This window comes from Paenibacillus sp. PK3_47, assembly GCF_023520895.1.
Lineage (GTDB): Bacteria > Bacillota > Bacilli > Paenibacillales > Paenibacillaceae > Paenibacillus_AQ.
Map to the genome: position 1 here is coordinate 4523292 of NZ_CP026029.1, position 25164 is coordinate 4548455.

At 53.0% G+C, this 25164-nt stretch carries 16 protein-coding genes; 9 read left to right on the forward strand and 7 right to left on the reverse strand.

From position 1 onward, the window contains the following. Positions 1 to 3: 3 nt before the first annotated feature. Positions 4 to 5712, forward strand: coding sequence for a HAMP domain-containing protein (locus tag C2I18_RS19805; protein ID WP_249897456.1), 5709 nt, complete (start codon positions 4 to 6; stop codon positions 5710 to 5712). 96 nt (positions 5713 to 5808) lie between these two features. Here the strand turns inward: C2I18_RS19805 and C2I18_RS19810 are convergent, their stop codons facing one another. Together C2I18_RS19810 and C2I18_RS19815 are read right to left on the reverse strand one after the other, a co-directional pair. Continuing rightward, positions 5809 to 6462 carry a hypothetical protein gene (locus C2I18_RS19810; protein WP_249897457.1) on the reverse strand — a complete coding sequence of 218 codons (654 nt, stop codon included), beginning with the start codon at positions 6460 to 6462 and terminating at the stop codon, positions 5809 to 5811. Between the two features lie 132 nt (positions 6463 to 6594). After that, positions 6595 to 7464, reverse strand: a complete 870-nt coding sequence (locus C2I18_RS19815; protein ID WP_249897458.1) for a helix-turn-helix transcriptional regulator — start codon at positions 7462 to 7464, stop codon at positions 6595 to 6597. 111 nt (positions 7465 to 7575) lie between these two features. On the opposite strand from C2I18_RS19815, the gene C2I18_RS19820 reads away from it, so the two are divergent. Together C2I18_RS19820 and C2I18_RS19825 are read left to right on the forward strand one after the other, a co-directional pair. Further along, positions 7576 to 9099: a glycoside hydrolase family 31 protein gene (locus C2I18_RS19820; RefSeq protein WP_249897459.1), complete on the forward strand. Its 1524-nt coding sequence runs from the start codon at positions 7576 to 7578 to the stop codon at positions 9097 to 9099. Positions 9100 to 9226: 127 nt separating this feature from the next. Then, positions 9227 to 9718 carry a pyridoxamine 5'-phosphate oxidase family protein gene (locus C2I18_RS19825; protein ID WP_249897460.1) on the forward strand — a complete coding sequence of 164 codons (492 nt, stop codon included), beginning with the start codon at positions 9227 to 9229 and terminating at the stop codon, positions 9716 to 9718. Positions 9719 to 9772: 54 nt separating this feature from the next. Here C2I18_RS19825 and C2I18_RS19830 read toward each other — a convergent pair whose 3' ends face one another. The 3 genes from C2I18_RS19830 to C2I18_RS19840 all read right to left on the reverse strand — a co-directional run bounded on the left by C2I18_RS19830 (position 9773) and on the right by C2I18_RS19840 (position 15579). Continuing rightward, on the reverse strand, positions 9773 to 11485 hold the full coding sequence (locus C2I18_RS19830; protein ID WP_249897461.1) for a methyl-accepting chemotaxis protein: 1713 nt from the start codon (positions 11483 to 11485) through the stop codon (positions 9773 to 9775). A 745-nt stretch (positions 11486 to 12230) separates the two neighbouring features. Next, positions 12231 to 14513, reverse strand: coding sequence for an alpha-galactosidase (locus C2I18_RS19835; RefSeq protein ID WP_249897462.1), 2283 nt, complete (start codon positions 14511 to 14513; stop codon positions 12231 to 12233). A gap of 76 nt (positions 14514 to 14589) precedes the next feature. Then, positions 14590 to 15579, reverse strand: a complete 990-nt coding sequence (locus C2I18_RS19840; RefSeq protein WP_249897463.1) for a LacI family DNA-binding transcriptional regulator — start codon at positions 15577 to 15579, stop codon at positions 14590 to 14592. 182 nt (positions 15580 to 15761) lie between these two features. On the opposite strand from C2I18_RS19840, the gene C2I18_RS19845 reads away from it, so the two are divergent. Together C2I18_RS19845 and C2I18_RS19850 are read left to right on the forward strand one after the other, a co-directional pair. Continuing rightward, positions 15762 to 17600: a cache domain-containing sensor histidine kinase gene (locus C2I18_RS19845; RefSeq protein WP_249897464.1), complete on the forward strand. Its 1839-nt coding sequence runs from the start codon at positions 15762 to 15764 to the stop codon at positions 17598 to 17600. Beyond that, the gene (locus tag C2I18_RS19850) at positions 17578 to 18693 is read left to right on the forward strand and encodes a response regulator transcription factor (protein WP_249897465.1); all 1116 of its coding nucleotides are present in this window, start codon (positions 17578 to 17580) and stop codon (positions 18691 to 18693) included. The genes C2I18_RS19845 and C2I18_RS19850 overlap by 23 nt, the downstream gene beginning before the upstream one ends. 51 nt (positions 18694 to 18744) lie before the next feature. On the opposite strand, the gene C2I18_RS19855 is transcribed toward C2I18_RS19850, so the two are convergent. Continuing rightward, entirely contained in the window at positions 18745 to 20379 is a 1635-nt protein-coding gene (locus tag C2I18_RS19855; RefSeq protein ID WP_249897466.1) for a hypothetical protein, read from the reverse strand. Here C2I18_RS19855 and C2I18_RS19860 point away from each other — a divergent pair. The 4 genes from C2I18_RS19860 to C2I18_RS19875 all read left to right on the forward strand — a co-directional run bounded on the left by C2I18_RS19860 (position 20345) and on the right by C2I18_RS19875 (position 24084). Further along, positions 20345 to 21661, forward strand: a complete 1317-nt coding sequence (locus tag C2I18_RS19860) for an ABC transporter substrate-binding protein (RefSeq protein ID WP_249897467.1) — start codon at positions 20345 to 20347, stop codon at positions 21659 to 21661. The two genes, C2I18_RS19855 and C2I18_RS19860, sit on opposite strands and share 35 nt — an antisense overlap. A gap of 75 nt (positions 21662 to 21736) precedes the next feature. Next, complete coding sequence (locus tag C2I18_RS19865) at positions 21737 to 22615, forward strand: carbohydrate ABC transporter permease (RefSeq protein ID WP_249897468.1); 879 nt, start codon at positions 21737 to 21739, stop codon at positions 22613 to 22615. A 16-nt stretch (positions 22616 to 22631) separates the two neighbouring features. Further along, complete coding sequence (locus tag C2I18_RS19870) at positions 22632 to 23474, forward strand: carbohydrate ABC transporter permease (protein ID WP_249897469.1); 843 nt, start codon at positions 22632 to 22634, stop codon at positions 23472 to 23474. Between the two features lie 268 nt (positions 23475 to 23742). Further along, positions 23743 to 24084 carry a DUF1801 domain-containing protein gene (locus C2I18_RS19875; protein WP_249897470.1) on the forward strand — a complete coding sequence of 114 codons (342 nt, stop codon included), beginning with the start codon at positions 23743 to 23745 and terminating at the stop codon, positions 24082 to 24084. Between the two features lie 87 nt (positions 24085 to 24171). Here C2I18_RS19875 and C2I18_RS19880 read toward each other — a convergent pair whose 3' ends face one another. Continuing rightward, complete coding sequence (locus tag C2I18_RS19880) at positions 24172 to 24999, reverse strand: carbonic anhydrase (protein WP_249897471.1); 828 nt, start codon at positions 24997 to 24999, stop codon at positions 24172 to 24174. Positions 25000 to 25164 lie beyond the last annotated feature (165 nt).

A 25164-nucleotide genomic window follows, 5' to 3' on the forward strand; every position in this document is an offset into this window, starting at 1 on the left:
GTTATGAGCGATCAAAACAATATCAGCGAAATAAACGGGGATCAAATCAATGTCGGTGAACTGCTCAACGCCTTAATGTCGATGAAGAAAGGGAATTTTTCTTACAGAATGCCCTATGACCGCACAGGGATAGCCGGCAAAGTAGCGGATACCTTTAATGAAATTATGGATATTCAGGAAAGCCTGGTGTCTGAGGTCGAGACGGTAGCCAGGGTTGTCGGAAAAGAAGGCAATCTTTCCAGAAGATTTACACATAAAAACCTGGGCGGGGCATGGGAGACCATCACCGATTCGCTCAACGGACTGGTTATCGACCTCATCCAGCCGACCAGTGAAATGGTTAGGGTAATTAACGCCGTAGCCAAAGGGGATCTGTCCCAGAAGGTCGAGCTGGAGATCGAAGGACGGCCGCTGACAGGCGAATTCCAGAGAACGGCAAGCAACATTAACATGATGGTGAACCAGCTCAGCACTTTTGCCTCAGAGGTTACGCGGGTGGCGCGTGAGGTAGGTACGGAAGGGATACTTGGCGGCCAGGCGGATGTCAAAGGCGTATCGGGAACCTGGAAGGATCTTACGGACAGCGTGAATTATATGGCGACCAATCTCACGGATCAGGTACGCAATATCGCAGCGGTAACCACTGCTGTTGCCAAAGGCGATTTGTCGAAGCAAATCACGGTAAATGCACGGGGGGAGATCCTTGAACTCAAGAATACGATCAACACGATGGTAGATCAGCTCTCCATGTTCTCCTCTGAAGTTACCCGGGTAGCGCGTGAGGTTGGTACGGAGGGCAAGCTGGGCGGCCAGGCGGAGGTTAAGGATGTATCCGGTACTTGGCGGGATTTAACCGAAAGTGTAAATTACATGGCGTCCAACCTGACCAATCAGGTACGAAATATCGCCGTTGTTACAACTGCAGTGGCCAACGGCGACCTGTCGAAGAAGATTACAGCTGATGTGCAGGGCGAAATTCTCGAACTTAAGAACACCATCAATACCATGGTGGATCAGTTGTCGACCTTTGCTTCCGAGGTAACCCGGATGGCCCGCGAGGTAGGGACAGAAGGCATACTCGGCGGCCAGGCCGATGTCAAAGGGGTATCGGGAACCTGGCGCGATTTGACCGAAAGCGTAAATTATATGGCGTCCAACTTAACCAACCAGGTGCGCAACATCGCTGAAGTCACCACTGCGGTTGCCAAGGGAGACCTGTCCAAGACCATTACTGTCGATGCAAAGGGCGAGATCCTGCAGCTGAAAAGCACCATTAACATCATGGTGGATCAGCTCAGCAACTTCGCTTCTGAGGTTACGCGGGTGGCGCGTGAGGTATCCACAGAAGGGATTCTTGGCGGTCAGGCGGATGTTAAAGGGGTGTCCGGCACCTGGAAGGATCTTACGGACAGCGTTAACTTTATGGCCGGTACACTTACCGATCAGGTGCGCAATATCGCCGAGGTCACGACTGCGGTTGCCAAAGGCGACTTGTCCAAACAGATCACGGTGAATGCGAAGGGCGAAATCCTGGAGCTTAAGAATACTATTAACACGATGGTCGACCAGCTCTCCACCTTCGCGTCCGAGGTTACGCGGGTGGCGCGCGAGGTTGGAACCGAAGGGATGCTCGGCGGACAGGCTCAAGTTAAAGGCGTTGCAGGCACCTGGCGTGATTTGACAGAGAGCGTGAATTATATGGCTTCGAATCTCACCAACCAGGTGCGCAACATCGCAGTCGTGACTACCGCAGTCGCTAACGGCGATCTGTCCAAAAAAATTACGGCGGATGTACAAGGCGAAATCCTGGAGCTCAAAAATACTATTAATACGATGGTGGACCAGCTGTCCATGTTCTCTTCCGAGGTTACGCGGGTGGCGCGCGAGGTAGGGACGGACGGGAAGCTGGGCGGACAGGCCCAGGTACGCGGAGTCGGGGGTACCTGGAAGGATTTGACCGAAAGCGTTAATAATATGGCCCGCAATCTGACCGACCAGGTCCGCAACATTGCCGATGTTACAACAGCGGTAGCCAAAGGGGATCTGTCCAAGAAAATCACCGTTGACGTCAAAGGCGAAATTCTTGAACTGAAGAATACCATCAACACGATGGTCGACCAGCTGTCCACCTTCGCTTCTGAAGTAACACGCGTAGCGCGTGAGGTCGGCACAGACGGTAAGCTCGGCGCGCAGGCGGAAGTGAAGGATGTCTCCGGGACGTGGAAGGATTTAACGGATACCGTAAATTACATGGCCAGCAATCTGACCATCCAAATGCGCAATATTGCCGGGGTTACAACAGCGGTAGCGAACGGGGACCTGTCCAAGAAAATTACTGTAGACGTTAAAGGCGAATTGCTTGAGCTGAAAAATACGATCAACACGATGGTGGATCAGCTCAATTCGTTTGCTTCTGAGGTTACACGTGTGGCGCGTGAAGTCGGCACAGACGGCAAGCTGGGCGGACAAGCCCAGGTACGCGGAGTCGGAGGAATATGGAAGGACCTGACGGACAACGTTAACATCATGGCGACCAATCTGACGGATCAGGTACGCGGAATCGCCAAAGTCGTGACCGCGGTAGCGAACGGTAATCTGAAGCAGAAATTAACGGTGGAGGCCAAGGGTGAAATCGCCGAGCTGACGGACACCATCAACAATATGATCGAGACGCTGGCCACCTTCGCCGATCAGGTCACCACGGTGGCCCGTGAGGTAGGGGCTGAAGGAAAACTGGGCGGGCAGGCGAATGTGCCTGGTGCAGCGGGAACCTGGCGCGATCTTACCGACAATGTTAACTACATGGCGAGTACGCTGACGACACAGGTGCGTGCCATCACGAACGTGGCAACAGCGGTGACCAATGGTGATTTGTCACGGGCGATTGATGTTTCCGCCTCCGGGGAAGTCGCGACACTGAAAGACAACATCAATGAAATGATCCGGAACCTGAAGGAAACGACGCGCATCAATACGGAGCAGGACTGGCTCAAGACCAATCTGGCCAAATTCTCGCGGATGCTTCAGGGACAAAGAGATTTGTATGCGGTCAGCCGCATGATTCTGTCCGAGCTGGCTCCGCTTGTGTCCATGCAGCATGGCGTCTTCTATATTAATGAACCGGTCAACGGTGAACCGGTGCTGAAGCTGTTTGCCAGCTATGCGTACCAGAACCGCAAGCATCTGGCGAACGAATTCCGGGCCGGGCAGGGGCTGGTGGGCCAGTGTCTGATCGAGAAACAGCGGATTCTGCTTACCAACGTACCGGGTGATTATGTTGTCATCTCCTCTGCTTTGGGAGAAGCTACACCGCTTAACATCATTTTGCTGCCGATCATTTTCGAGGATCAGGTGCTGGCGATTCTGGAACTGGCGACCTTCCGGCCATACAGTGACATTGACATCGCCTTCCTGGATCAGCTTACGGAATCGATCGGGATTGTAATTAACACCATGCAGGCCAACCAGCGGACAGAAGAGCTGCTGATCCAGTCGCAGTCGCTCACCGAAGAGCTGCAGAAGCAGCAGATGGAGCTGCGGAATACGAATGATGAGCTTGAGGATAAAGCCAAGCTGCTTGTGCTGCAGAAGGCGGAAGTGGAGAGCAAGAACCATGAGGTGGAAGTGGCCAAGCAGTACCTGGAGGAGAAAGCGGAACAGCTTGCCCTCACCTCCAAGTACAAATCTGAATTTCTGGCCAATATGTCGCATGAGCTCCGCACTCCGCTGAACTCGCTGCTGCTTCTGGCAGAACAGCTTGCCGAGAATCCGGATGACAATCTTCACGAGATGCAGGTGAAGTTTGCGAAGACCATTCAGGAGTCGGGACTCGAGCTGCTCAACCTTATTAACGACATTCTGGATCTGTCCAAAATCGAATCCGGTACCATTTCCCCGGATTACAATGAAGTATCCCTGAAGGAACTGACTGGCGGGCTTGACCGTACCTTCCGCCACATGGTGGATGCCAAAAAGCTGGATTACCGCATCCAGGTTGATCCCGGTGTTCCGGATAAGATCATAACGGACTTCAAACGGCTGCAGCAAATATTGAAAAACCTGCTGTCCAACGCCTTCAAGTTTACTGAACAAGGACAGATTATGCTCCAAATCCGGAAGGCGGGCGAGGGCTGGCATCCGGAAAATGAATCGCTGAACCGTGCCAAAACGGTCATTTGCTTCTCAGTCAGCGACACAGGCATCGGCATCCCTAATGAAAAACAGCAGATCATCTTCGAAGCCTTCCAGCAGGCGGACGGCAGCACGAACCGGGAATATGGCGGAACAGGCCTGGGGCTTGCCATATCCCGCGAGATTGCCGAGATGCTGGGCGGAGAAATTACCCTGTACAGTGAAGTGAACAAGGGCAGCGTATTTAATCTGTACCTTCCGACTGAAGCAGAATTCACTGAGAACGAGACGAGAAGTCTGCATGTTCCGGAGGTTATCGATATCACCCCGCCCAAGCGCAGAAGTATTCTGACCAAGCCGGCGGAAACAACCATGATTGACGACCGGGATAACATTAATCCGGGTGACCGCGTATTTCTGATTATTGAGGATGACCAGAAATTTAATGAGATTATCATGGATCTTCTTCATAAAAAAGGGATCAAAGCCGTTATTACACCTACCGGTTGGGACGTTCTGGAACTCGTTCATAAATACAAGCCGATTGCCATTACGCTGGATCTGCATCTTGGGGAGGATACCGACGGCTGGCTGGTACTGGGGCAGCTGAAGAATGATATTCATGTCCGGCATATTCCGGTCTGTGTCATGACTGTCGACGAGGATGAGGTGCTCCTGCTGCAAAAAGGGGTGTACGACTATTTCCGCAAACCGGTGACGAATGAAGAGCTGGAGAATGCGCTGGACCGCCTGAACCAGTTTGCGGACAAGAAGACCCGGAGTCTGCTGGTAGCCATTCCAGATGAGACAGAACGCAAACAGATTACCGGCCTGCTAAGCAGCCAGGATATCAAAATAACGGCCGTGGATACGGGGCGCAAAGCGCTGAACCAGATCAGCAGCAAAGATTTTGATTGTGTAATATTGGACAACAGTCTGCCGGATATGAATCTCTTCCGGTTCGTCCGGGACATGCACAAGAAAGCCGGCAATAAAAGGGTTCCGGTTGTAGTCCGCTTAAGCAGCAAACTGACGCCTTCAGAGGCGGAAGAGTGGGATGAACTGGCCAAAATGGCGGTGCTGAAAGAGGTCAAGTCCAATCTGCAGGTGGTGGATGAAACGACGCTCTTCCTGCATTTCGAGGCGGAGAATCTGCCGTCCGATTCCAGGGACAAGCTGGTCAAATTATATAATTCGGACGAAATGATCGAGTACAAAAAAGTGCTCGTTGTAGATGATGATATCCGGAACATTTTTGCGCTCACGTCGATTTTGGAGCGGCACCATATGAAGGTGATCCCCGCGGAGAACGGCCAGGATGCAATTGACCTTCTGGAACAGACAGCGGATATTGAGATCGTCCTCATGGATATCATGATGCCGGGAATGGACGGTTATGAAACGACCCGTGCGATCCGCCGGAAGCCTGAATTCAGTGACCTGCCTATTATTGCCCTGACGGCAAAGGCTATGAAAGGCGACCGGGAGCTGTGCCTTGAGGCAGGCTGCTCGGATTACATTACCAAACCGGTCAACAGCCTGCAGCTGTTATCCATGATGAGAACCTGGCTGGACAAATAAGCTGTGTACAGAGCAGCCCTTAATATGGGCAGGAAAATAAACAAGCGGCTCATCCATTGGATGGGCCGCTGTTTGCGTCAATAGACCGCTTTTTCATCACTGCAGTCCCGTATAATAAGCGTAAATCTGCTCCACCGGCTTAAAATACAGATAGCCGTCCTCCCAGGGCTGAAAATGCAGGTCCATTCTGGAGTCACTCCAAGGCACTGGGGTCCCTTTGCTGGACAGGCGTCCGGGAACTACCGGCTCCTCGGTGACGCCCGGAAATTCCTGATAGCCGAACAGCAGATTCTCATGCATGGCGATAATGTCGTATTTGCCTCCATGGAAGGCCCGTTCTTCCTGCAGCTGGTAATGATAGTAGATATAACTGGCTGCCATCTCCCGTTTCAGGAAGGCCACACGCCCGCCGCGCCGTTCCACAGGGTCTTTACGCAGCCAGTGTTCCACATTGGCCGGCTCATTGAAATGAAAGACGTCGATCATCGAAATCCATTTTCTCGCCGCTTGCTCACCCGGCCAGTCTATGAGATAAGGGGCGGCAGCGCCGGCCACGGCTTCAGGCTCAAGCTCCCTGTCCACACATTCATAATATAAAAAGACATTATCCCGCCAGGAAAAAGCGGCAGCCGTCATCAATGCGCCTTCCTTGACCAGCTGCTGTGCTGTCCTGTCTTCCTTCAAGACCTGAAGACCGGCCCCGTCCTGCCCTGTTTTCCAGATCCCCCGGTAAATCCTGCGTGTAATCATAACTCTGTCCTGATCTCCCCTCTTCATCCAACGGATGTGACCCTATCCAATATCCCTTCACTTTATAGTAGCATATTTAATGGTTTCTCCGATCATGAATTGATCCGCAGAGCTGGCACCGGCAGGCAAGTTTTAATCATAATAAATCGCGTCATACGGAAATTCAAGCTTCTTCAGCCGGTACTCCTTCGGGGTCATGGACATATATTCACGGAACACCTTGCCGAAGTAGCTGGGGCTGTCAAAGCCGCATTGCCTGCCGATTTCCTGGATGGAAAGATCGGTGGTGCGCAGCAGCGACACAGCAACTTCCACCCGCCGTTCCCGCAGATAAGCCAGGGGGGAGGTCTGCTCGGACCTCTGGAAAAGCCGGCACAGATGATGTTTGTTCACCCCGCAGTGTCCGGCAATCATATCGAGAGTGAGCGGATCCGCGTAATGCTCCTTCAGGTACTTTTTGGCCCTGAGGATAATGGAGCTGGTAGCCGCACTGATGTCTTTGGTGATCTCCCGGCTCGTCCGGACCAGGGACAGCATCCAGCTGTAGACCTGGGCGGACAGCAGATATTTGTCGGTTACTTTCTCTTCGGCAATGGTTCTCAGCAGCTCCCGCAAGCCGGTAATCACCGGAGAATCCGCTTCTCTATGAATGACATGGCCTTCCTGTGCAATGATCATCTCCCAGATCCGGTTTGCTTCATCCCCTCTTAAATTAAGCCAGAGAATTTCCCAGGGCTGATTCTGATCAGTGTAGTAATAGCGGTGATTGCTTGGAACCCGGACCAGAAATCCGGAACCTTTGGTCAACGGAATCAGCTGCTGGTCCACCTCAATCCAGCCTTGTCCGCTGAGCGTATACTGAAAAATGACATGCCCGGCGTCCGGCCGTTCATTGCCGCCGAAGCTGTAATCGGAGGTTCTGATCTTCTGCCATCCGATCGAGCTTAACATCAAGATTGATGTATCGTCATTATGAAAAGCATATGATGAAGAGTCAGCCATTGTATATTCTCCTTATAGTGAAAGTCAATTTTGTTATATTATAAGGCACAACTTTTAGATTGTCCCCCCTTCGCTCCACAGGTAAGATCGGATTAGATAAAGGAGTGATGCATGATGTTAAATGACGAGCAGCTTATCAGGCTGCTTCCGGGTGAGTACTGGTGGGGCGGACGTACCGCTGACGGTGGAAGCATGCCTTACGGAGCGGAATTATTCCGGGTGGACCTGGATGAGAATCATAACGGAAACCAGGCCAGTCCGTTCCTGCTCTCAAGTAAAGGAAGATATGTCTGGAGTGAAGAGCCTTTTGAATTTCGGTTTGAGGGCGGTAATCTGACAGTGACAGGAAAGGGGGCACTGGTTCTCGAAGAAGGGCATGCTACGTTAAAAGAAGCATACCTGCATGCCTCGCGGACCTTTTTCCCGCCGGCTCCCGGTATTCCGGAGGAGCTGCTGTTCACTGCTCCGCAGTATAATCTGTGGATTGAACTGCTCTATGAACCGACCCAGGAGAAGGTGCTGCAGTATGCCCGCAAGGTCCTGGAGCAGGGAATGCCTCCGGGCGTCATCATGATTGATGATAACTGGCATGAGCCTTACGGTACATGGACCTTTCATTCCGGCAGGTTCCCTGATCCGGGCCGGATGGTTCAGGAGCTTCATGCCATGGGCTTTAAGGTGATGCTGTGGTTATGCCCGTTCATCAGTCCGGATTCGCTTACGTTCCGCCAGCTTGAACCTGCAGGGATTTTGCTGAAGGACCGTGAGGGCAAGACTGCCCTGCGCAAATGGTGGAACGGCTACAGCGCTGTACTGGATTGCACCCATCCCGGAGCGGTCAAGTGGATTCATGACCGGCTGGATGCACTGCAGAACGAATACGGAATTGACGGCTTCAAGCTGGATGCCGGCGATGCCGAGTTCTATGAGGCCGATGATCAGGCCTTTGTACCGTCTACCCGCAGCGGACACAGTGAAGCCTGGGCCAGAGTCGGCCTGAATTACAGGCTGAATGAATACCGGGCCTGCTGGAAGCTGGCCGGACAGCCGCTCGTGCAGCGGCTGAAGGATAAGCGGCATCAGTGGAAGGAGGACGGGCTGGGGGCCCTGATCCCTGACGGGCTGGCCCAAGGCCTGCTGGGTTATGCCTACACCTGTCCGGACATGATTGGCGGAGGGGAATACGGCAGCATGACATCAGCCCGGATGGATCCGGAATTATTCGTACGGTCTGCCCAGTGCTCCGCACTGTTCCCGATGATGCAGTTCTCGGCAGCCCCGTGGCGGCTGCTGGATGACACGCACCTTGGCTACTGCGTTGAGGCTGCCCGGCTGCATACACAGTTCGGCAGCGAAATTCTGGAGCTGGCCCGGCATGCCTCTGTCACCGGTGAACCGGTCATGCGTCACATGGCCTATGAGTTCCCGGGCCAGGGCCTGGAGACGGTTAAGGACCAGTTCATGCTGGGCAGCGCCATCCTGGTTGCTCCGGTGGTCGAGAAGGGCGGAAGATCGCGCCGCGTTATTTTCCCTGAAGGAAGCTGGACCGGAGATGACGGGAGCCTGGTGGAAGGCCCGGCAGTGCTTGAAATTGAAGTGCCGCTCAGCCGGCTGCCGTATTACCGGAAGGGCTGAAGCTGCCAGAGTTCGTGTAAAAACAGGATAAGTCAGGTCAGGGAGATAGAATTACGCCGATTCCGGTTAATAAAAGGTATGCGTTTGGATAACCTATTTCTAACACGGAAGAAACGAGGCGATAAGCATGTCAACTTTGAACAACAGCCACCAGGAGGCTGTCGAGACGGTCCGCAAGCTGATCAAGGGTATTGATACGGCGATGTTCACCACGATTTCACCGGAAGGACTGGTGTCCCGCCCGATGAAGACGCAGGAGGTAGAATTTGACGGGGACCTGTGGTTTCTGACGAAGAAGGATACCAGCAAGTTTGATGAGATCCTGCACGATCCGCGGGTGAACGTCGTGTATGCCGATAAATCGTATGTCTCCATCCGCGGAGTGGCGAGAATCGTTGAGGATGCAGCGAAGAAGAAGGAATACTGGAATGCGGGATATGAAGCTTTTCTGAAGACCAGCTATGACGATCCTGAAGTCATCCTGATTCAGGTTCATGCCGAAGCTGCGGAATACTGGAAGAGCGGCAACCTGGCCGAGAAGGCAACCTATATGTTCAAACGGATTACCAATCAGGATACCGAACAGTCGAATCTCAACCAGACGGTAGAATTAGAATAGAGTAATTAAAGGGCCGTCCCCAAGCTGAAGTTCAGCCGGGGACGGCCCTAATCTCTATATTTTGAACTGGTTCATGATCTTCTGGAGCTCGTCGGCAAGACTGGCTAATGCCTGGGCCGAGGAGGCAATCTCCTGCATGGATGCCAGCTGCTCTTCAGTTGCCGCAGAAATATTCTGGGAGATGGACGCAGAATCTCTGGCTACATCTCTTACCTGACCAATGGACGTATTTACATTGGCTGCACCGCCGGCGAGCTTGCCCAGTGCTTCGGAGATGTCTTCAATCTGGGCAACGAAGCGGCTTACCGCCTGGTCGATCTTCTGGAATGAGCTTCCGGCATGGTTCACTACGGTCAGACCGGCCTGCACTTCCTGTGCAGCCTTGTCCATGGTGTGCAAAGTTAATGCCGTATCCTGCTGGATCAGATGAATGAGCTCGGTCACCTGCCCGGTCGACCTGTTGGACTGCTCAGCCAATTTTCTGACTTCACCGGCGACTACGGCAAAGCCCCGGCCGTGTTCCCCGGCTCTGGCTGCTTCAATGGAGGCATTCAGCGCGAGCAGATTAGTCTGGGCGGAAATGCCCGAGATGACATTTAAGATCTGCTCAATTTCACTGGAACGCTCGTTCAGACTGTTCACCGCTTCGAACAGTCCGCTCACATTTGTGGAGATCGAATTCATTTGCAAGGTAACTTCTGAGATTGCATGATTTCCTTCCACAGACATCTGCGAAGCATGCAGTGCATCCTGCTTCATCTGTTCGGTATTTTCGGCAATTGTCCGGGTATAGCCGGCCATATCCGAAATGGCTGCCGAGCTGTCTTCAACGATATCCACCTGTTTCTCGGTGCCAGTTGCCAGCTCCTGCACCGTCTCCGCAATATGTCCGCTTGCGTGGCTGTTCTGTTCTGCGCTTGCACTCAGCTCTTCAGAGGTCGAGGCCACAAAATGTGAGGATTCCTGGACGGTACCGAAGATAGACTGCAGCTTTCCGGTCATCTTATTGAAGGAGGCTGTCAGCTCACCGATTTCATCTTTTGATACATAGTTGCCCTTGACCGTAAAGTCGCCGTTTTCGGCTTCGGCCAGAAGACGTCTGACTTCTTTCACCGGTCTGACAATCATCCGCGAGATCAGGACACCAAGCAGAACAAGAATCAGCAGGGCAGCCAGACAAACAGCGGAGGCAATGAGCAAGATCCGCTTGACGCTGTTCTGGTTCTCAGTGTTTATAGCATCAGCGCCATCCAGCTTTGAACGCTGCAGTTCTTTTAACGTATCGTTGACCAGCTTGCGCTTGGCCTCCACATCCTGTGTGTAGAGGGCGTAGGCCTCAGCATTTCTATTTTGCACAGCCAAGTCCAGGACTTGATCTCTGGAGGCTTTCAAAGACTCGGCATGCTCGTGATACCGGGCGATTAACTGCCGTTCTTCCTCTCTGAGATGGGTGGCTTCAATCTCCTTGATCATCCCGTCAATTTCTTCCCAGGCGGAAGTGATTTCCCCAGTCAGCTCCTCTGTACGGGCGGCATCTGTAGTGGTAATCACTTCAAGCGTGTAGGCATCGCTCGCTCTGACATTGACCCGGATTTGCATGATCGTATTGAGCGGGATCAAATTTTCATCATGCATAACCGTGGATTCATCCGCCGTTTTATTGGTGTATACCAGTCCCAGAGCCCCAATCGCAAACAGGGCAGCTGCGCTTACTATAATCAGAATGGCAAGCTTTTTGGCAATGCTGAGGTTTCTTAACAGTTTCATCCGGTTGTCCCCTTTATTTCTCTGTAATTTTTACTAATTTTTATATCGTCAGACATGAGCGGTTAGTTAAGGGGAATACAGAGGGAAAAAACGGGATTTATTTGCTGGGAGATGGAAAAGAAAAAGCAGCAGCCTCCCGGTCAGGGGAGAACTGCTGCTCAGAGTGTTGAGAAACCCGGCTCTTTTAAGGGTCTTGGGTTTCTTTGCTGTGTTTCCATGTCTGCGGACGCTGCATCCGTTAGATGCCTCGTCCTCTTTCGCACCCTAACGGACACTGCATCCATATTTGCCTCGTCCTCTTTCGCACGCTAACGGTCACTGCGTCCGTTATTTGCCGAAAATCGCTCCGTTTCCATCGCTAGCGGATCGTGGTTCCTTTATTCTGCTAAATAGTGGATACATTAAGCCCTTGCGGATGAAATAACGGATCTAGGGTCCGTTAGGATTCCAAAACGCATCTCTAGCGCAAAATAACGGATCTGGAGTCCGTTAGCATTAGCATTCGCCAAGTCATTAATAGGTTCTGGGGCGCGTGAGGTGATGGGTGGAGCCGGTAATTGTTAACATGGTGTCGCATGAAATCAAATCACCTACATAGGGTTGTCGAGACTTTCTCAACGGACAAAGCAGCAGCCTCCCGGTCAGGGGAGAGCTGCTGCTCAGTGCTTGCTATGGGAAATCAGGAGCTGTTTCCAGTGCAGAACATTCTGCCGGGGAACAGCTCTTTTTGCTGCGTTTACGGGAATTAACGCTGTACGGCTTTCAGACGATAGGTGCAGCTGACGAAATCGCCGCGCAGGTCAGAGACCACAAGTCCGATACGCATCAGGCGGTCGCCGCCGTAAGGCGTGCCGTCAAAGGCTGTCTGGAACGGAGCGGAGCTGTCTGCTGAGGATGTATCCGTTCCTCCGTGGCTGTCCGTGCTATCGGCTGCTCCGGTTTCAATCACGTAATCCAGCTCTGGATTCAGTCCCTTGAGCGTAAGCCGTGAGATCGGCGCGTTAGGTGTGGCGAGTACGCGGAAATAAGCGACAAAAGCTTCCGTTTTGTCTTCACTGACGAACATCCAGGCGGTGTCCCCGCTGCCTTCAAAAGGACTGAGCAGACGGTACATATCGCCCTGCTGCACCAGTGTGCGGATTTCCTTGTACTGGGCAATCTGTTTGGCAGCCAGGTTTTTCTCAGCCTCGGTGAAGGTTCTGAGATCCAGTTCATAGCCGAAGTTGCCGCTCATGGCCACATCGCCGCGGATGGCCAGCGAAGTGGTCCGTTCCACCTGATGGTTCGGCACTGCCGATACGTGTGCACCCATGCTGCTCGCCGGGTATACGATGCTAGTACCGTATTGAATGGACAGACGTTCGATAGCGTCGGTATCATCGCTGGTCCAGGTCTGCGGCATGTAGAACAGCATACCCGGATCGAAACGGCCGCCGCCGCCGGAGCAGCTCTCGAACAGGATGTCAGGGAACTGCGAAGTCAGGCGTTCCATCAGATTATACAGGCCGAGCATATAACGGTGGGCCGTTTCCTGCTGGCGCTCAGGGCCTGCTGCGGCGGAGGCGATCTCCGTCATGTTGCGGTTCATGTCCCACTTGACATAAGTGATAGGTGCGCTGGCGAACACAGCGCTCAAAGTCTCATACAGATAGTCGCAGACTTCCGGGCGGGAAAGGTCGAGAATCAGCTGGTTGCGCGCCTCGGTACGGCGGCGCCCTTCAGCGTGCAGGCACCAGTCCGGATGCTTGCGGTACAGATCGCTGTCGGGAGAGACCATCTCCGGCTCAACCCACAGGCCAAACTGGAGGCCTTCATTGTTTACACGGTTAGCGAGATCAGCTAAGCCGCCAGGCAGCTTGCGGCGGTCTTCGAACCAGTCGCCGAGTGAGCTGTTGTCCTTGTCGCGCTTGCCGAACCAGCCGTCATCAAGGACGAACAGCTCGATGCCGAGCGGGCCGGCTTCTTTGGCGATTGCGGCGATTTTGTCGGCGTCAAAGTCAAAATAAGTCGCTTCCCAGTTATTAACGAGAATCGGACGGGCTTTATCACGGTGGACACCGCGGCACAGACGGGTCCGGTACAGGCGGTGATAGGTGCGGGACATGCCGCCGAGTCCTTCACCGGAGTAGACCAGCACAGCTTCCGGAGTCTGGAAGGATTGGCCCGGCTCCAGCAGCCAAGAGAAGTCGAACGGGTTGATCCCGATCGTTACGCGGGTCTGGCCGAACTGTTCAACCTCAGCCGCTGCAGCAAAGCTGCCGCTGTATACTAGGCTGAAGCCGTATACATCGCCGTGGTCTTCATCCGCACCGGGGCGCAGCAGCGCGAGGAACGGATTGGCCTGGTGGCTGCTTGAGCCGCGGCGGCTTTCCAGCGACAGTGCTGCACCTGGAACCAAAGGCCGGCGCTGCATATGGCGCTCTCTTACCCAAGCTCCGCTCAGATGCAGCGTATCATAATCAGAGTCGGCAAAATCAACCGACGCGCTCAGCGCCTGCTCAAGCCGCAGCGGTGCTGTGCCGTTATGTTCGAACCGTACAGAACGGGCGATCGCGCTGTGGCCTGCGAACACGGTATACAGAAGCCTAACGGTAAGGCCGGCATAGTCATCCCTCAGGATAAGCTCCAGTGTCTTCGCCTCGTCCTCAGTCTCTGCATAAACTGCCGGAAGTCCTTCCAGCGCAGGCTTGCCCGGAATAATGGTGTAGCCTGTGTACTTCAGCTCAGTAATCCGGCTGCCGTCAGCAAGTTTGGCCTGGTAAGCAGGCCGGCGGAAATCGCCGCTGCCGTACTGCGGATATTCCTGGGGCAGGGCGTCCGGGGAAAAGACAGGCTTCTCCGGCCGCGGGGTCGGGGAGAAGGAAGAGCGTTCACGCAGCACCAGCGCATCAGCCAGGCTGCTGTCATGGCGGAGCTGTGCACCCCAGTATACATGGGAAGGATAGCCTTCGGTTAATTGGATAATATAGCTGGTATCTTTGGATTGAAGATGGAACAGGCCAAGACTGTCGTCTACAAAAATATTCATATCAGTAACGCTCCTTTTAGTGTAATGAGGTTCACTAGAATTCAGGGGTCCAGGGCTGTGTGACATCGCTGATGGGTTAATCAGCAGCACCGCCGCAGCTGTCCCGGACAATCAGCTTCGTGCCGATGATCGTATGCGACGGCGCTTCACGCCCTTCAAACCGTTCGGCCAGAAGCTGGACGGCAGCTTTGCCCATCTGTTCCGGGTAAGCGCGTACAGTGGTCAGCGGAGGCTGGACATAAGCGGCCATCTCAATATCATCGAAGCCGACAACCGCCATCTCCTCCGGTACCTGTACGCCGTGATCATGCAGGGCACGCAGGGCGCCGACCGCCAGCGGATCACTGGCTGCAAAGCAGGCCGTCGGCCGTTTGCCGCCTGCCAGCAGCTCATCCATCATCCGGTAGCCGTCAGCACTGCTCCAGCTGCCCGTGCGGATCAGCCCGGCATCATAACACCCTTTCTCCGTCAGAATCCGCTTAAAATGATGTGCGCGCCGCTCGCCTTCCCCCCCGCCGCCGATAAAGGCAATGTCACGGTGGCCAAGTGCTAGCAGATGCCCGAGTGCCTGGTTGACCGCCTGGCGGAAGTGGGTACGTACCGAGTCATAATCAGGGCGTTCCAGGTACTGGTCGACAAGCACAATTGTATTCGGATCGGAATGAAGCCCTTCCAGATCCTGAAGGTCAAAGCCGCCTACGACGATAAGGCCATCGCCGGGCCGCAGGGCCGGATGAGAGGTGCGCCCGCGCAGCGTCTGGCCGAGCACAATGCCCAGCTCTTCACAGCGAAGCTCTACCCCCCGGCGGATCGATCCGTAATAGGGATCGTCCCGTTCCTCTTCAGGCGAACACCAGAGCAGGAGCGAGACGGTTTTGCCGCCCAGCTTCGTATCCCGCTTCATCTGCTTGAGCCGGGCCGGCTTGTAGCCAAGCTGTCCGGCGACGGCAAAAATACGGGTCCGTGTATCGTCACTGACAGACAGGGAAAGGTCATTATTGAGCACTCTTGATACAGTAGCGGCAGATACGCCAGCCTCGCGGGCGATGTCTTTAATCGTTGCCAAGCTGCTCACGCCTTTTTTAGTTAATAAATTTACTAAATCACAGCTACAATATTATCACCGGGCTTTCATTCTTTCAAGTGTACTTTTTTTGGCCCCTGAGCGCGGCTGCTGCAGCTTCTTCTAAATCGGGAAGGATTGTGTTACCATGTTGAATACTCATTGTCCTGACGGAGGTAACCCGCTTGAAAATTATTGTATACATCCGGAAATGGTTCGGCCGGCTCCGGTTCAAAAGCAAGGTCATTGCCATATTTCTTCCCCTGCTGATTTTTTCTCTGCTTATTCTGGGCGCATTGTCCAGCCATTTATTCAGCCGTTCGCTGATTGACCGGACTACACGCAATGTTGCCGATGAATCCCAGCTTATTCTTTCCCGAACGGATTATATTCTCCGCAGTGCAGAAACGGCGGCCAATATTATGGTCACCAACATTAACCGTCTGTACGAAACTTATCCGGCTGTCCAGACCGCAGCGGTTACGCTGGAGCAGATACGTTTTTCCAATCTGATGCAGAGCCGGCTCTCCACCGATCTGTCCATCTTCAGGGAAGTGGATGCGGCGGTGTTCGTCGGTAACGACGGTACTGTGTATCCTTCCTACACATCGGGCCGGGATGAGGGAGGCATTGCTGCCAGCGGCATGCTGGAGCAGGTGAAGGAGGCTGACAGCTATGGAACGTCACACTGGTTCGATATGCAGCAGCGGGATTACATGACGCCTGACCCGGCATCTCCTGTACTTACCCTGGGGAAAATAGTCATCAATATTGATACCGGCGAGACGCTCGGCACACTGTTCCTGATTATAAAAGAGGAGCAGCTGTCCGCATTCTTACAGTCCAGCGATCCGGCAGCACCCAAGAGTTACTATTTCATGGATAAACAGCTGCGCATCGTGGCTGCGGCAGACAAAAACAGCCTGCTGACACAGATAGAGCCCTCAATGGCAGCAGAGATCGGAAAGAATCACGCGTCAACACGTGCCGCCAGCTTCTCTTATAGAGAGGACGGCAATCTGGTAACGGTCAGCCATTACGGCCGGATGGACTGGGAGCTGATCAATGTGGTTTCCCTCCAGCTGCTGACGGCCGATGTCCGGCAGAATGTGAGGCTGACGGCGCTGGTAGGAGCGCTGTGCCTGATTTTTTCCCTGTTCGGTGCCAGCCTCCTGTCCCGGATGGTGGCAGGTCCCCTGGAACGGCTGACCAGAGCGATGCGCCAGGTCGTCAGCGGAGATCTGGAACCGGTGGTGGAAGCGAAGACCGAAGACGAAATCGGGACGATCGCGGAAGCGTTCAACTTTATGGTCGGACGTGTACGGGAGCTGCTTCATAAAGTGACACAGGAACAGAACCGCAAACGGGAGTACGAGCTTGCACTGATCAGCGCGCAGATCAAGCCGCATTTTTTATATAACACGCTGGATACGATCTATGTACTGAATGAGCTTGACCGCAACGAAGAGGCGCGGGACACGACCAAGGCGCTGGCGGATTTTTACCGGATGGTGCTGAACAAAGGAAGAGAGCTTATCATTCTGGAAAAGGAAGCGGAGATCACCGACGATTATCTGGCCATCATGCAGATCCGTTATCCGGATGTATTCCGCTACGAGATTGATATTCCGGCTGAGCTGTCAGGAACGCCGGTTCCGAAGCTGTCGCTGCAGCCGCTGGTCGAGAACGCTATTTATCACGGACTTAAGAAAAAGGGCAGCAAAGGCTTCATCCGTATCCAGGCGTTTGCTGTGGACGGTAAGGTATTCGTACAGGTGATTGACAATGGTGTCGGCATGGAGGAGGAGCGGATCGAATCCATTATGTCGGGCTATTCGCCGGAGGAGGAAACACGCTCTATCGGTACATACAGTGTGCAGCAGCGGCTGAGCCTGTATTTTGGAGAGGAATATGGCCTGACTGTGCAGAGCGCGCTGGGTGAGGGGACTACGGTGGAGCTGTCGCTGCCTATGCTTGGAAATGAAAAGAGGGATGAACAGGATGTACAAGGTGATGATCGTTGATGATGAGCCGCTGTTCCGTGATTTTTTGCGGCTGAAAATGGACTGGAAGCGGCACGGCTTCGAGGTATGCTGCGAAGCGAGAAACGGACAGGAGGCGCTGCTTGAGGCGGAGAAGCATCAGCCGCATCTGGCGCTGGTTGATATTAACATGCCGTTTATGAACGGCATTGAGCTTGCGGTCAAGCTGAAGGACCGTTTTAAACGGATGGTCATTGTATTTATTTCAGGACACAATGAATTTGAATATTTGCAGAAGGCTGTGCGGACAGGGGTGCAGGATTATCTGCTCAAGCCGTTTAACGAAGCGGAGATGCTGGAAATGCTCGCCCGGATCGCACCCAAGCTGCCGCAATTATCCCGTGAGCAGGAAGCCGGACCGGAAGCAGAAGCTGAGAGCGGCGGGCGAGAAGGTGTGCCGTCCGGACAGGAAGCGCCGGAAATCAGCGCCGCCCGCGACGCGATTGTGCTTGGCCTGCGCATGAAAGATGCCGAGGTTCTGGAGGAGGTCCGCAAGGCGGTCCGCCAGCTTCGCGCCTGCAGGTGGGGAGATGAATATGCGGATGCGATGATGATGGGGCTGGTCTCGCTTGTATTGACCTTTGCAGGAGAGCGGGGCTTCTCCTACAACCGGGTATGGGACAGCGAGGCGGACAAATCGCCATTTGAGAGGCTGAAAGCCTGCGGCTCCTGGGACGAAGCGGAGGAGTGGCTGATTGCGTTGTACCGCAGAGTGATTCAGCTGACGGAAGATGTGAAGCCTACGAAGGCCTCCCAATTGTTCGCATCGGCGATCAGCTACATCGAGCAGCACTACGCTGACGCAGATCTTTCAGCCGAGCAGGTCGCCGGCGGCGTCTATGTAGACCCCAGTTACCTGCGCCGGGTATTCCGCAAGGAGTCGGGCTATTCCATTGTCGACCATATCACACACATCCGCATGAAAAAGGCACGCACCCTCCTGCTGGAAGGCAACCGCAAACTTGCCGACATCTCCGAGAGCGTCGGATACGCCGACCCCAACTATTTCAGCAAAAGCTTCAAAAAACGCTTCGGTGTCACCCCGACCGAGTATGAGAAGCTGGTTAAAAAGTGAATTTGTTGGCTGGGGGCGGGGAGAGAAGGTAGTGGAGTGAAGGCAAAGTGGCTAGTGGGAAGAGTAGAGTGGTTGAGTAAATAGTGAAGTGGCTGGTGGGAAGAGAAGAATAATTGAGTAAAGGTGAAATGGCTGGTGGGAAGGGAAGAGTAGTTGAGTAAAGTGTGGATTGGCTAGTGGGAAGAGTAGAGTGGTGAGTAAATAGTGAAGTGGCTGGTGGGAAGAGAAGAGTAGTTGAGTAAAGGTGAAATGGCTGGTGGGAAGGGAAGAGTAGTTGAGTAAAGTGTGGATTGGCTGGTGGGAAGGGGAGAGTAATTGAGTAAAGAGTGACGTGGCTGGTGGGAAGAGTAGAGTGGTTGAGTATAGAATGAAGTGGCTGGTGGGAAGAGAAGGTAGTAGAGTAAAGATTGAGGTGACTGGTGGGAAGGGAAGAGTAGTTGAGTAAAGTGTGACGTGGCTGGTGGGAAGGGGAGAGTAATTGAGTAAGGTGTGAAGTGGATGGTGGGAAGGGAAGAGTAATTGAGTAAAGTGTGAAGTGGCTGGTGGGAAGGGAAGAGTAGTTGAGTAAAGTGTGAAGTGGATGGTGGGAAGGGAAGAGTAGTTGAGTAAAGTGTGAAGTGGCTGGTGGGAAGGGAAGAGTAGTTGAGTAAAGTGTGAAGTGGATGGTGGGAAGGGAAGAGTAGTTGAGTAAAGTGTGAAGTGGCTGGCAGGTTGAGCTATAGTGGACAATGGTGTTCTTGTATACGAAGGATGGTTAGCGTTAGCGTCGGTGTCAGGATGAAAGGTATAAATACCTTTGAATTCACAGGAAATGGCCCATTTGGCGGAATGAAGGGTAAAAATACCTTTGAATCCTATGGAGACGGCCAATGTGGCAGAATGAAGGGTATAGATACCTTTGTTTCCGCAGAAATTTTCCAATGCGGCAAAATAAAAGGTATAAATACCTTCGAAATCCGCCGACCCGCCCGGTGGCCCCAAATCAGCGGGAAAAATCCCGCTGAATTCGCCAAACCCGTCCGGCGGAGCCAAATCAGCGGGAAAAATCCCGCTGAATCCGCCAAACCCGTCCGGCGGAGCCAAATCAACGGGAAAAATCCCGCTGAATTCGCCGAACCCGTCCGGCGGCCCCAAATCAGCGGGAAAACTCCCGCTGAATTCGCCGAACCCGTCCGGCGGCCCCAAATCAACGGGAAAACTCCCGCTGAATTCGCCGAACCCGTCCGGCGGCCCCAAATCAACGGGAAAACTCCCGCTGAATTCGCCGAACCCGTCCGGCGGCCCCAAATCAGCGGGAAAACTCCCGCTGAATTCGCCGAACCCGCCCGGCGGCCCCAAATCAACGGGAAAAATCCCGTTGATATCGCCGAACCCGCCCGGCGGTCCCAAATCAGCGGGAAAACTCCCGCTGAATTCGCCGAATCCGTCTGGCGGCCCCAAATCAACGGGAAAACTCCCGTTGATATCGCCGAACCCGCCCGGCGGCCCCGCACAATCCATACAATCACCCCTAAGGGTGATTTTTTTGTCCCGTTTTTTACGGGTAATGCCCGTTTTATGCCTTAAGATTACCCGCAGTCTGAGGCTATAATGTGAATGTAGCAAGGACATCATAGCTAAAAGACATAAACTTCCATAGGGGGATACAACAATGAAAACTGAGCACAAACGTTTAAGTGCACTCATGATAACGCTTTCCATGACACTGGTCCTGTCTGCCTGCGGCAGCAACGCGGCCTCCGAAGAGACACCGGCTGCCAATACCGCAGCTGAAGGCGGCGCGGTCAAGCTGAAGGTTTACGCGCAGCATTTTGACGAAGATACAAAAGGTCCCTTCGACTATGCCGTAGCAGAGCTGAAAAAGGAAATGCCGGAGGTCGAGATTGAGCTTGATCCTGCGGTACAGGATGGCAACCAGAAACTCAAAACTTATGCCGCTACAGGAAATATGCCGGATATTTACTTCACGGACTGGGCGACACTGCAGACTTTTGCCAAATCAAAAAATGTAGAGGTTCTGGACGATTATGAAGCTACTGCGGAATATAAGGCGAATCTCAACCCTGGAGTAGAATCGCGTCTCGTTGCTCCGGACGGACATGTCTATGCTTATCCCGATACAGGCATTGAGTTCCAGCTGATCTATTACAACAAGACGATTTTTGATGAAGTTGGCATTGCCACACCGATCAAAACCATTGATGAACTGGCAGCTGCAGCCGGCAAATTGAAGGAAGCGGGCTATGTGCCGATGTCGATCTTTGCAAAAGAAAAATGGATCACCGCCGCGTTCTATAACGGTCTGGTAACCCGTGAAGAGGCTGCAGGCTTTGGCGCTTTGGAGCAGCAGGGGCTGACAGAGCTGCCGCAGGCATTCGTAACTGCCGCAGAGCAGATGGAGAAGCTTCAGCAAGCCGGACTGTTTGACGCCAACGCGACGAACACGAACTATGACCAGGCTTCCTCGCAGTTCTATCAGGGCAAATCGGCCATGTTCGTGAACGGCCAATGGGAAATCTACAGCTCTGCTGAAAAGCTGGGCGACCAGGTAGACTGGATGTACTGGCCTGCCAAGGATGAAGCCACCTATGAAGCGTCCAAATATTACATTGACGGTGCCGGTTCTCCTCAGGGTTATGCCGTATCCCCGGCCAGCAAGAACAAGGAAACTGCAGTAGAGGTAGCGGCATTCCTTGCGGCAAAATCAGCCGAATACAAATATACGCAGCTGGGCAGCCCGATTGTTTCGCCAAAAACAGACAAGCCGATCGCTTCCGATGTCCCGGTAATGATGCAGCGTATTGCGGACGAGCTTCTGCCGAATGCGAAAGAATACGCGAAGCTGCTGAGCAACACTCAAATTCAGAATGCCATCAATGACAACACCCAAAACATACTGGTAGACGGTTTTACTACAGAAGACTTTGTGGCTAACCTGAACCGTACACTTGGCAAGGAAAATAAGTAAACCTGTAACTGTCCTGACCTCGTGGCTCCCGCCCCGGGGTCCGGCTGTTGCGGACATAAGGAGGGAAAGAACCGCATGAATAAATACCTGGGAAATAAGTCAGCGCTGGCGCTGTTCCTGCTCCCTGCCCTGTTGTTGTACAGTGTGATCCTGATTTATCCGGTGCTGCAGACCGTGGTGCGCAGCTTTTATGACTGGGACGGGCTGAGCACAGCAACCTTTATCGGTCTGGACAACTTCCGGGAGCTGTTCTCCGATCCGCTGCTCTCCACTTCGTTTAAGAACGGGGCAATATTCGCTCTCGTGCTGGCTGTATTCCAGATCGGTCTGGGTACCATCCTGGCGCTGGTCTGCGCCAATCCGAAAACCCGCGGACGCAAGCTGCTGAAAACAGCTTATTTTATCCCGGTTGTACTCTCGGTTACCGTTGTCTGCCAGCTGTGGATCGCCATGTACGACCCGACAAACGGATTAATTAACAAGCTGTTCGATGTGCTGGGTATTCCCTATCAGCAGAACTGGCTGAGCTCGCCGACACAGTCGATTATCGCGATCGCTTTTGTTAACGCCTGGCAGTTCATGGGCTATCAGTTCTCTCTGCTGTATGCGGGAGTCAAGGCAGTGCCCGAGGATTACTTTGAAGCTGCGACTATTGACGGCTGCGGCAAATGGCGCGCACACTGGCATGTCACACTGCCGCTGATGCGGGAAACGTTCAAATTCTGTTTTACCATCGCCATCACTTCAGGTATTGGTGCATTTGTACAAATGCTGATCATGACCAACGGCGGACCGGGCACGACCAACTACACTATGACCTTCATGATTTACCGGTATGCCTTTATGGAGAGCAATTACGGATATGCCTGTGCAGTATCGGTTCTGCTCGTCTTGATCTCGCTTGTAGCGACCGTTGTCATCAATAAGGTATTTGACCGCGGACAGCACGCCTAATGGAAAGGAGAACAACATGAACACCAAAGCATTCCGGTCCTTCGGCAGTTTTCTGCTGCAAATTCCGCTGTGGCTGTATTTTATCGTATCAATTTATCCGCTTTTCTGGATGATTTCCTATTCCCTGAAAAATAATGACGAAATCTTTGTCACCAACCCGTTCGGCCTGCCGACACACTTCCGTTTTGAGAATTATGTCAATGCCTGGACACAGTTTAATATTCCAAAATACTTTATGAACAGCTTCATTGTATCTATTATTTCCACGCTGTTCATCCTGCTGCTGGCGCTTATGTTCGCTTTTGCCGTAGCCCGGATGCAGTGGAAATTCCGCTCGGCGGTCAGAACGTATATGATTGTCGGCATGTTCATGCCGCTGCAGGTTATCATGATTCCGCTGGCCATTCTGGTGCGCGATTTTCATCTGACCAACACTTATGGGGCACTCATCATTCCCTACATAGCTATCGGACTTCCGTTCTCGACAATGGTGTTCTATGGCTTCCTGGTGAGTATTCCCCGGGAAATCGAAGAGGCGGCCTGCATAGACGGGGCCAGCATCTACCGGTTGTTCGCACAGGTGATCCTGCCGCTGGCGCTCCCGGCGATCGCAACTATCGCTATCTTCCAATTCCTTAACAACTGGAACGAGTTCACCCTGGCGTACATTCTGATCTCAGACGAGAATATGAAAACACTGCCGCTGGGACTGCTCTTCTTCCAGGGTTCTTACAGTACGGACTGGGGAGCGATGGGGGCAGTAATGACAATTGCGTCCATTCCAATGGTGCTTGTCTATCTGCTGCTCAGTGAACAAGTAGAACGTGCAATGACTGTGGGTTCTGCGGTAAAAGGTTAAGGTACGCAGCTGAGCACACATTGTGCCGGCACACCTAAAGCCCGGACTTTCGAGATGATTCATCTTGAAGTCCGGGCTTTTTTTACACACACTTCCTGAATTATAATGTGGACAGGATTCCTTATGCCGGAAACCTGGTACGCCATATATAATAGAAGCAATTTTTTCGGGCGTCATTTGCGCTGCCGATACAACGTTTCATTACAGGCCAAGCCAGAGGCATAGGGAGCTGAAATTGAAAAATCACTGTACAGAGGGGAAGATGTGAATGAACCAGGAAGTCACCGGTTTTATTGCAGCATTGCAGGAGCCATGGCAAGCAGAAATCTCCGCCAGTCTTCGTGAGGTGGTACACCAGGCCATACCGGCTGTGCAGGAACGGATTCAATATAAAAAGCCCCATTTTTTAAAAAACGGGAAGTATGCCGCAGTCATTTCGGTATCCAAAGACGCAGTAAGCTTTACGATCTTTAATGCTGCCGCGTTAGAGCTTCCTGAAGATTTGTTCAGCGGTCCGCCCGAAAGAAAAACACAGAAGCTGCGTAAAGGGGATACCGTTCATGCAGAACAGCTGACGGCCTGGGTCAGTGAGGCTTCAGCCTCACTGTAGCCGGTAATATTTTCAGGGAGGAGCAGATTCATTAACCAGCTGATATCGTTAGAGGATATTGGCTGTTTTTTTGTTTTAATAATGAGTTCATTGATCCGCAGCAATCTCCCGGGTTCCGAGGTGTTGCACAGGCCGGTTGTCATGCGGGAAAATGTCTCCGAACGCGCTAATCTGTGCTTCTGACCACTGCACCGGATTTTCCAGAACGATCCATTGGACCCCTTCGGTGCACGGAGGCGTGGTAAGTGAGCCCTGGTAGCGGAAGGAATGAAGATCTGCCGGAAGCAGCTTGTTTATATCGAAGGTACCCTCGACAGCAGTCTCCTGTTCGCTCTCTTTCGAAGGCAGCACGGACCACAGCTTGTTCAGTTCGCTATTGTCTGCGCCTTTGGTGATGAGAACCCCCACTACAGCAAGCACCCCGTCGTCACTTTTGTGGACCAGATGAAGCTCCATGGCAGCATGCTTGCCGTCCACCTCATGCTCACTGGGCAGGTGAAAATGGAACTGCTGCAGCACATAAGCCGTGCCTTCCAGTATGATTGTGTTGTCCTGATTCTGAAGGTTTACCTGGATGGTATGCCCGTTGTTCAAAATGGATACCGGGGACGGCGAATACTTCACCTGTACCGGGGAGAGCGCCTCGTCTTCCTTCACTTGGGTCTGAACAATATTGACCGGAGACTGCGAGGTACCCGTACTGCATGCCGTGAACAGCTCATCCAGCTCAGCCCAGTGTTCCGGGGAAGTATCGCCTTCATAGGACCAATGGGCCTGATGTGCGCTAACCGGTGCTGCGGGTGCTTTGACTGCTTCGTCGGCATTGTTGTTCTGTGCATTATTCCCGCACCCGGCCATTACAGTAAGAGCGAGCAGGGGGACCAGGATCCGGCTTGCTTGTTTGCTGCTGGTCATACATCATCCTTCTTTCAATTATATAGTGGGACTTCAATATGTATATTGTAAATATTGGAACATAATACCACAAGTGAAAATAGACACAAACTTCCGGGTGGTGCTTTCTGTGCATTTTTTCAGACAGGACAGGCAAGTTTTGCGGGTGAACCTTCCGAGCATGGG

What these genes read in the sequence shown, in the direction of transcription:
- C2I18_RS19820 (WP_249897459.1), top strand. Translation starts at nt 7,576, where the DNA reads ATGATGTTAAATGACGAGCAGCTTATCAGGCTGCTTCCGGGTGAGTAC.
- C2I18_RS19865 (WP_249897468.1), top strand. Translation starts at nt 21,737, where the DNA reads ATGAATAAATACCTGGGAAATAAGTCAGCGCTGGCGCTGTTCCTGCTC.
- C2I18_RS19860 (WP_249897467.1), top strand. Translation starts at nt 20,345, where the DNA reads ATGAAAACTGAGCACAAACGTTTAAGTGCACTCATGATAACGCTTTCC.
- C2I18_RS19810 (WP_249897457.1), bottom strand. Translation starts at nt 6,462, where the DNA reads ATGATTACACGCAGGATTTACCGGGGGATCTGGAAAACAGGGCAGGAC.
- C2I18_RS19815 (WP_249897458.1), bottom strand. Translation starts at nt 7,464, where the DNA reads ATGGCTGACTCTTCATCATATGCTTTTCATAATGACGATACATCAATC.
- C2I18_RS19805 (WP_249897456.1), top strand. Translation starts at nt 4, where the DNA reads ATGAGCGATCAAAACAATATCAGCGAAATAAACGGGGATCAAATCAAT.
- C2I18_RS19850 (WP_249897465.1), top strand. Translation starts at nt 17,578, where the DNA reads ATGTACAAGGTGATGATCGTTGATGATGAGCCGCTGTTCCGTGATTTT.
- C2I18_RS19825 (WP_249897460.1), top strand. Translation starts at nt 9,227, where the DNA reads ATGTCAACTTTGAACAACAGCCACCAGGAGGCTGTCGAGACGGTCCGC.
- C2I18_RS19830 (WP_249897461.1), bottom strand. Translation starts at nt 11,485, where the DNA reads ATGAAACTGTTAAGAAACCTCAGCATTGCCAAAAAGCTTGCCATTCTG.
- C2I18_RS19855 (WP_249897466.1), bottom strand. Translation starts at nt 20,379, where the DNA reads ATGAGTGCACTTAAACGTTTGTGCTCAGTTTTCATTGTTGTATCCCCC.
- C2I18_RS19835 (WP_249897462.1), bottom strand. Translation starts at nt 14,513, where the DNA reads ATGAATATTTTTGTAGACGACAGTCTTGGCCTGTTCCATCTTCAATCC.
- C2I18_RS19880 (WP_249897471.1), bottom strand. Translation starts at nt 24,999, where the DNA reads ATGACCAGCAGCAAACAAGCAAGCCGGATCCTGGTCCCCCTGCTCGCT.
- C2I18_RS19870 (WP_249897469.1), top strand. Translation starts at nt 22,632, where the DNA reads ATGAACACCAAAGCATTCCGGTCCTTCGGCAGTTTTCTGCTGCAAATT.
- C2I18_RS19875 (WP_249897470.1), top strand. Translation starts at nt 23,743, where the DNA reads ATGAACCAGGAAGTCACCGGTTTTATTGCAGCATTGCAGGAGCCATGG.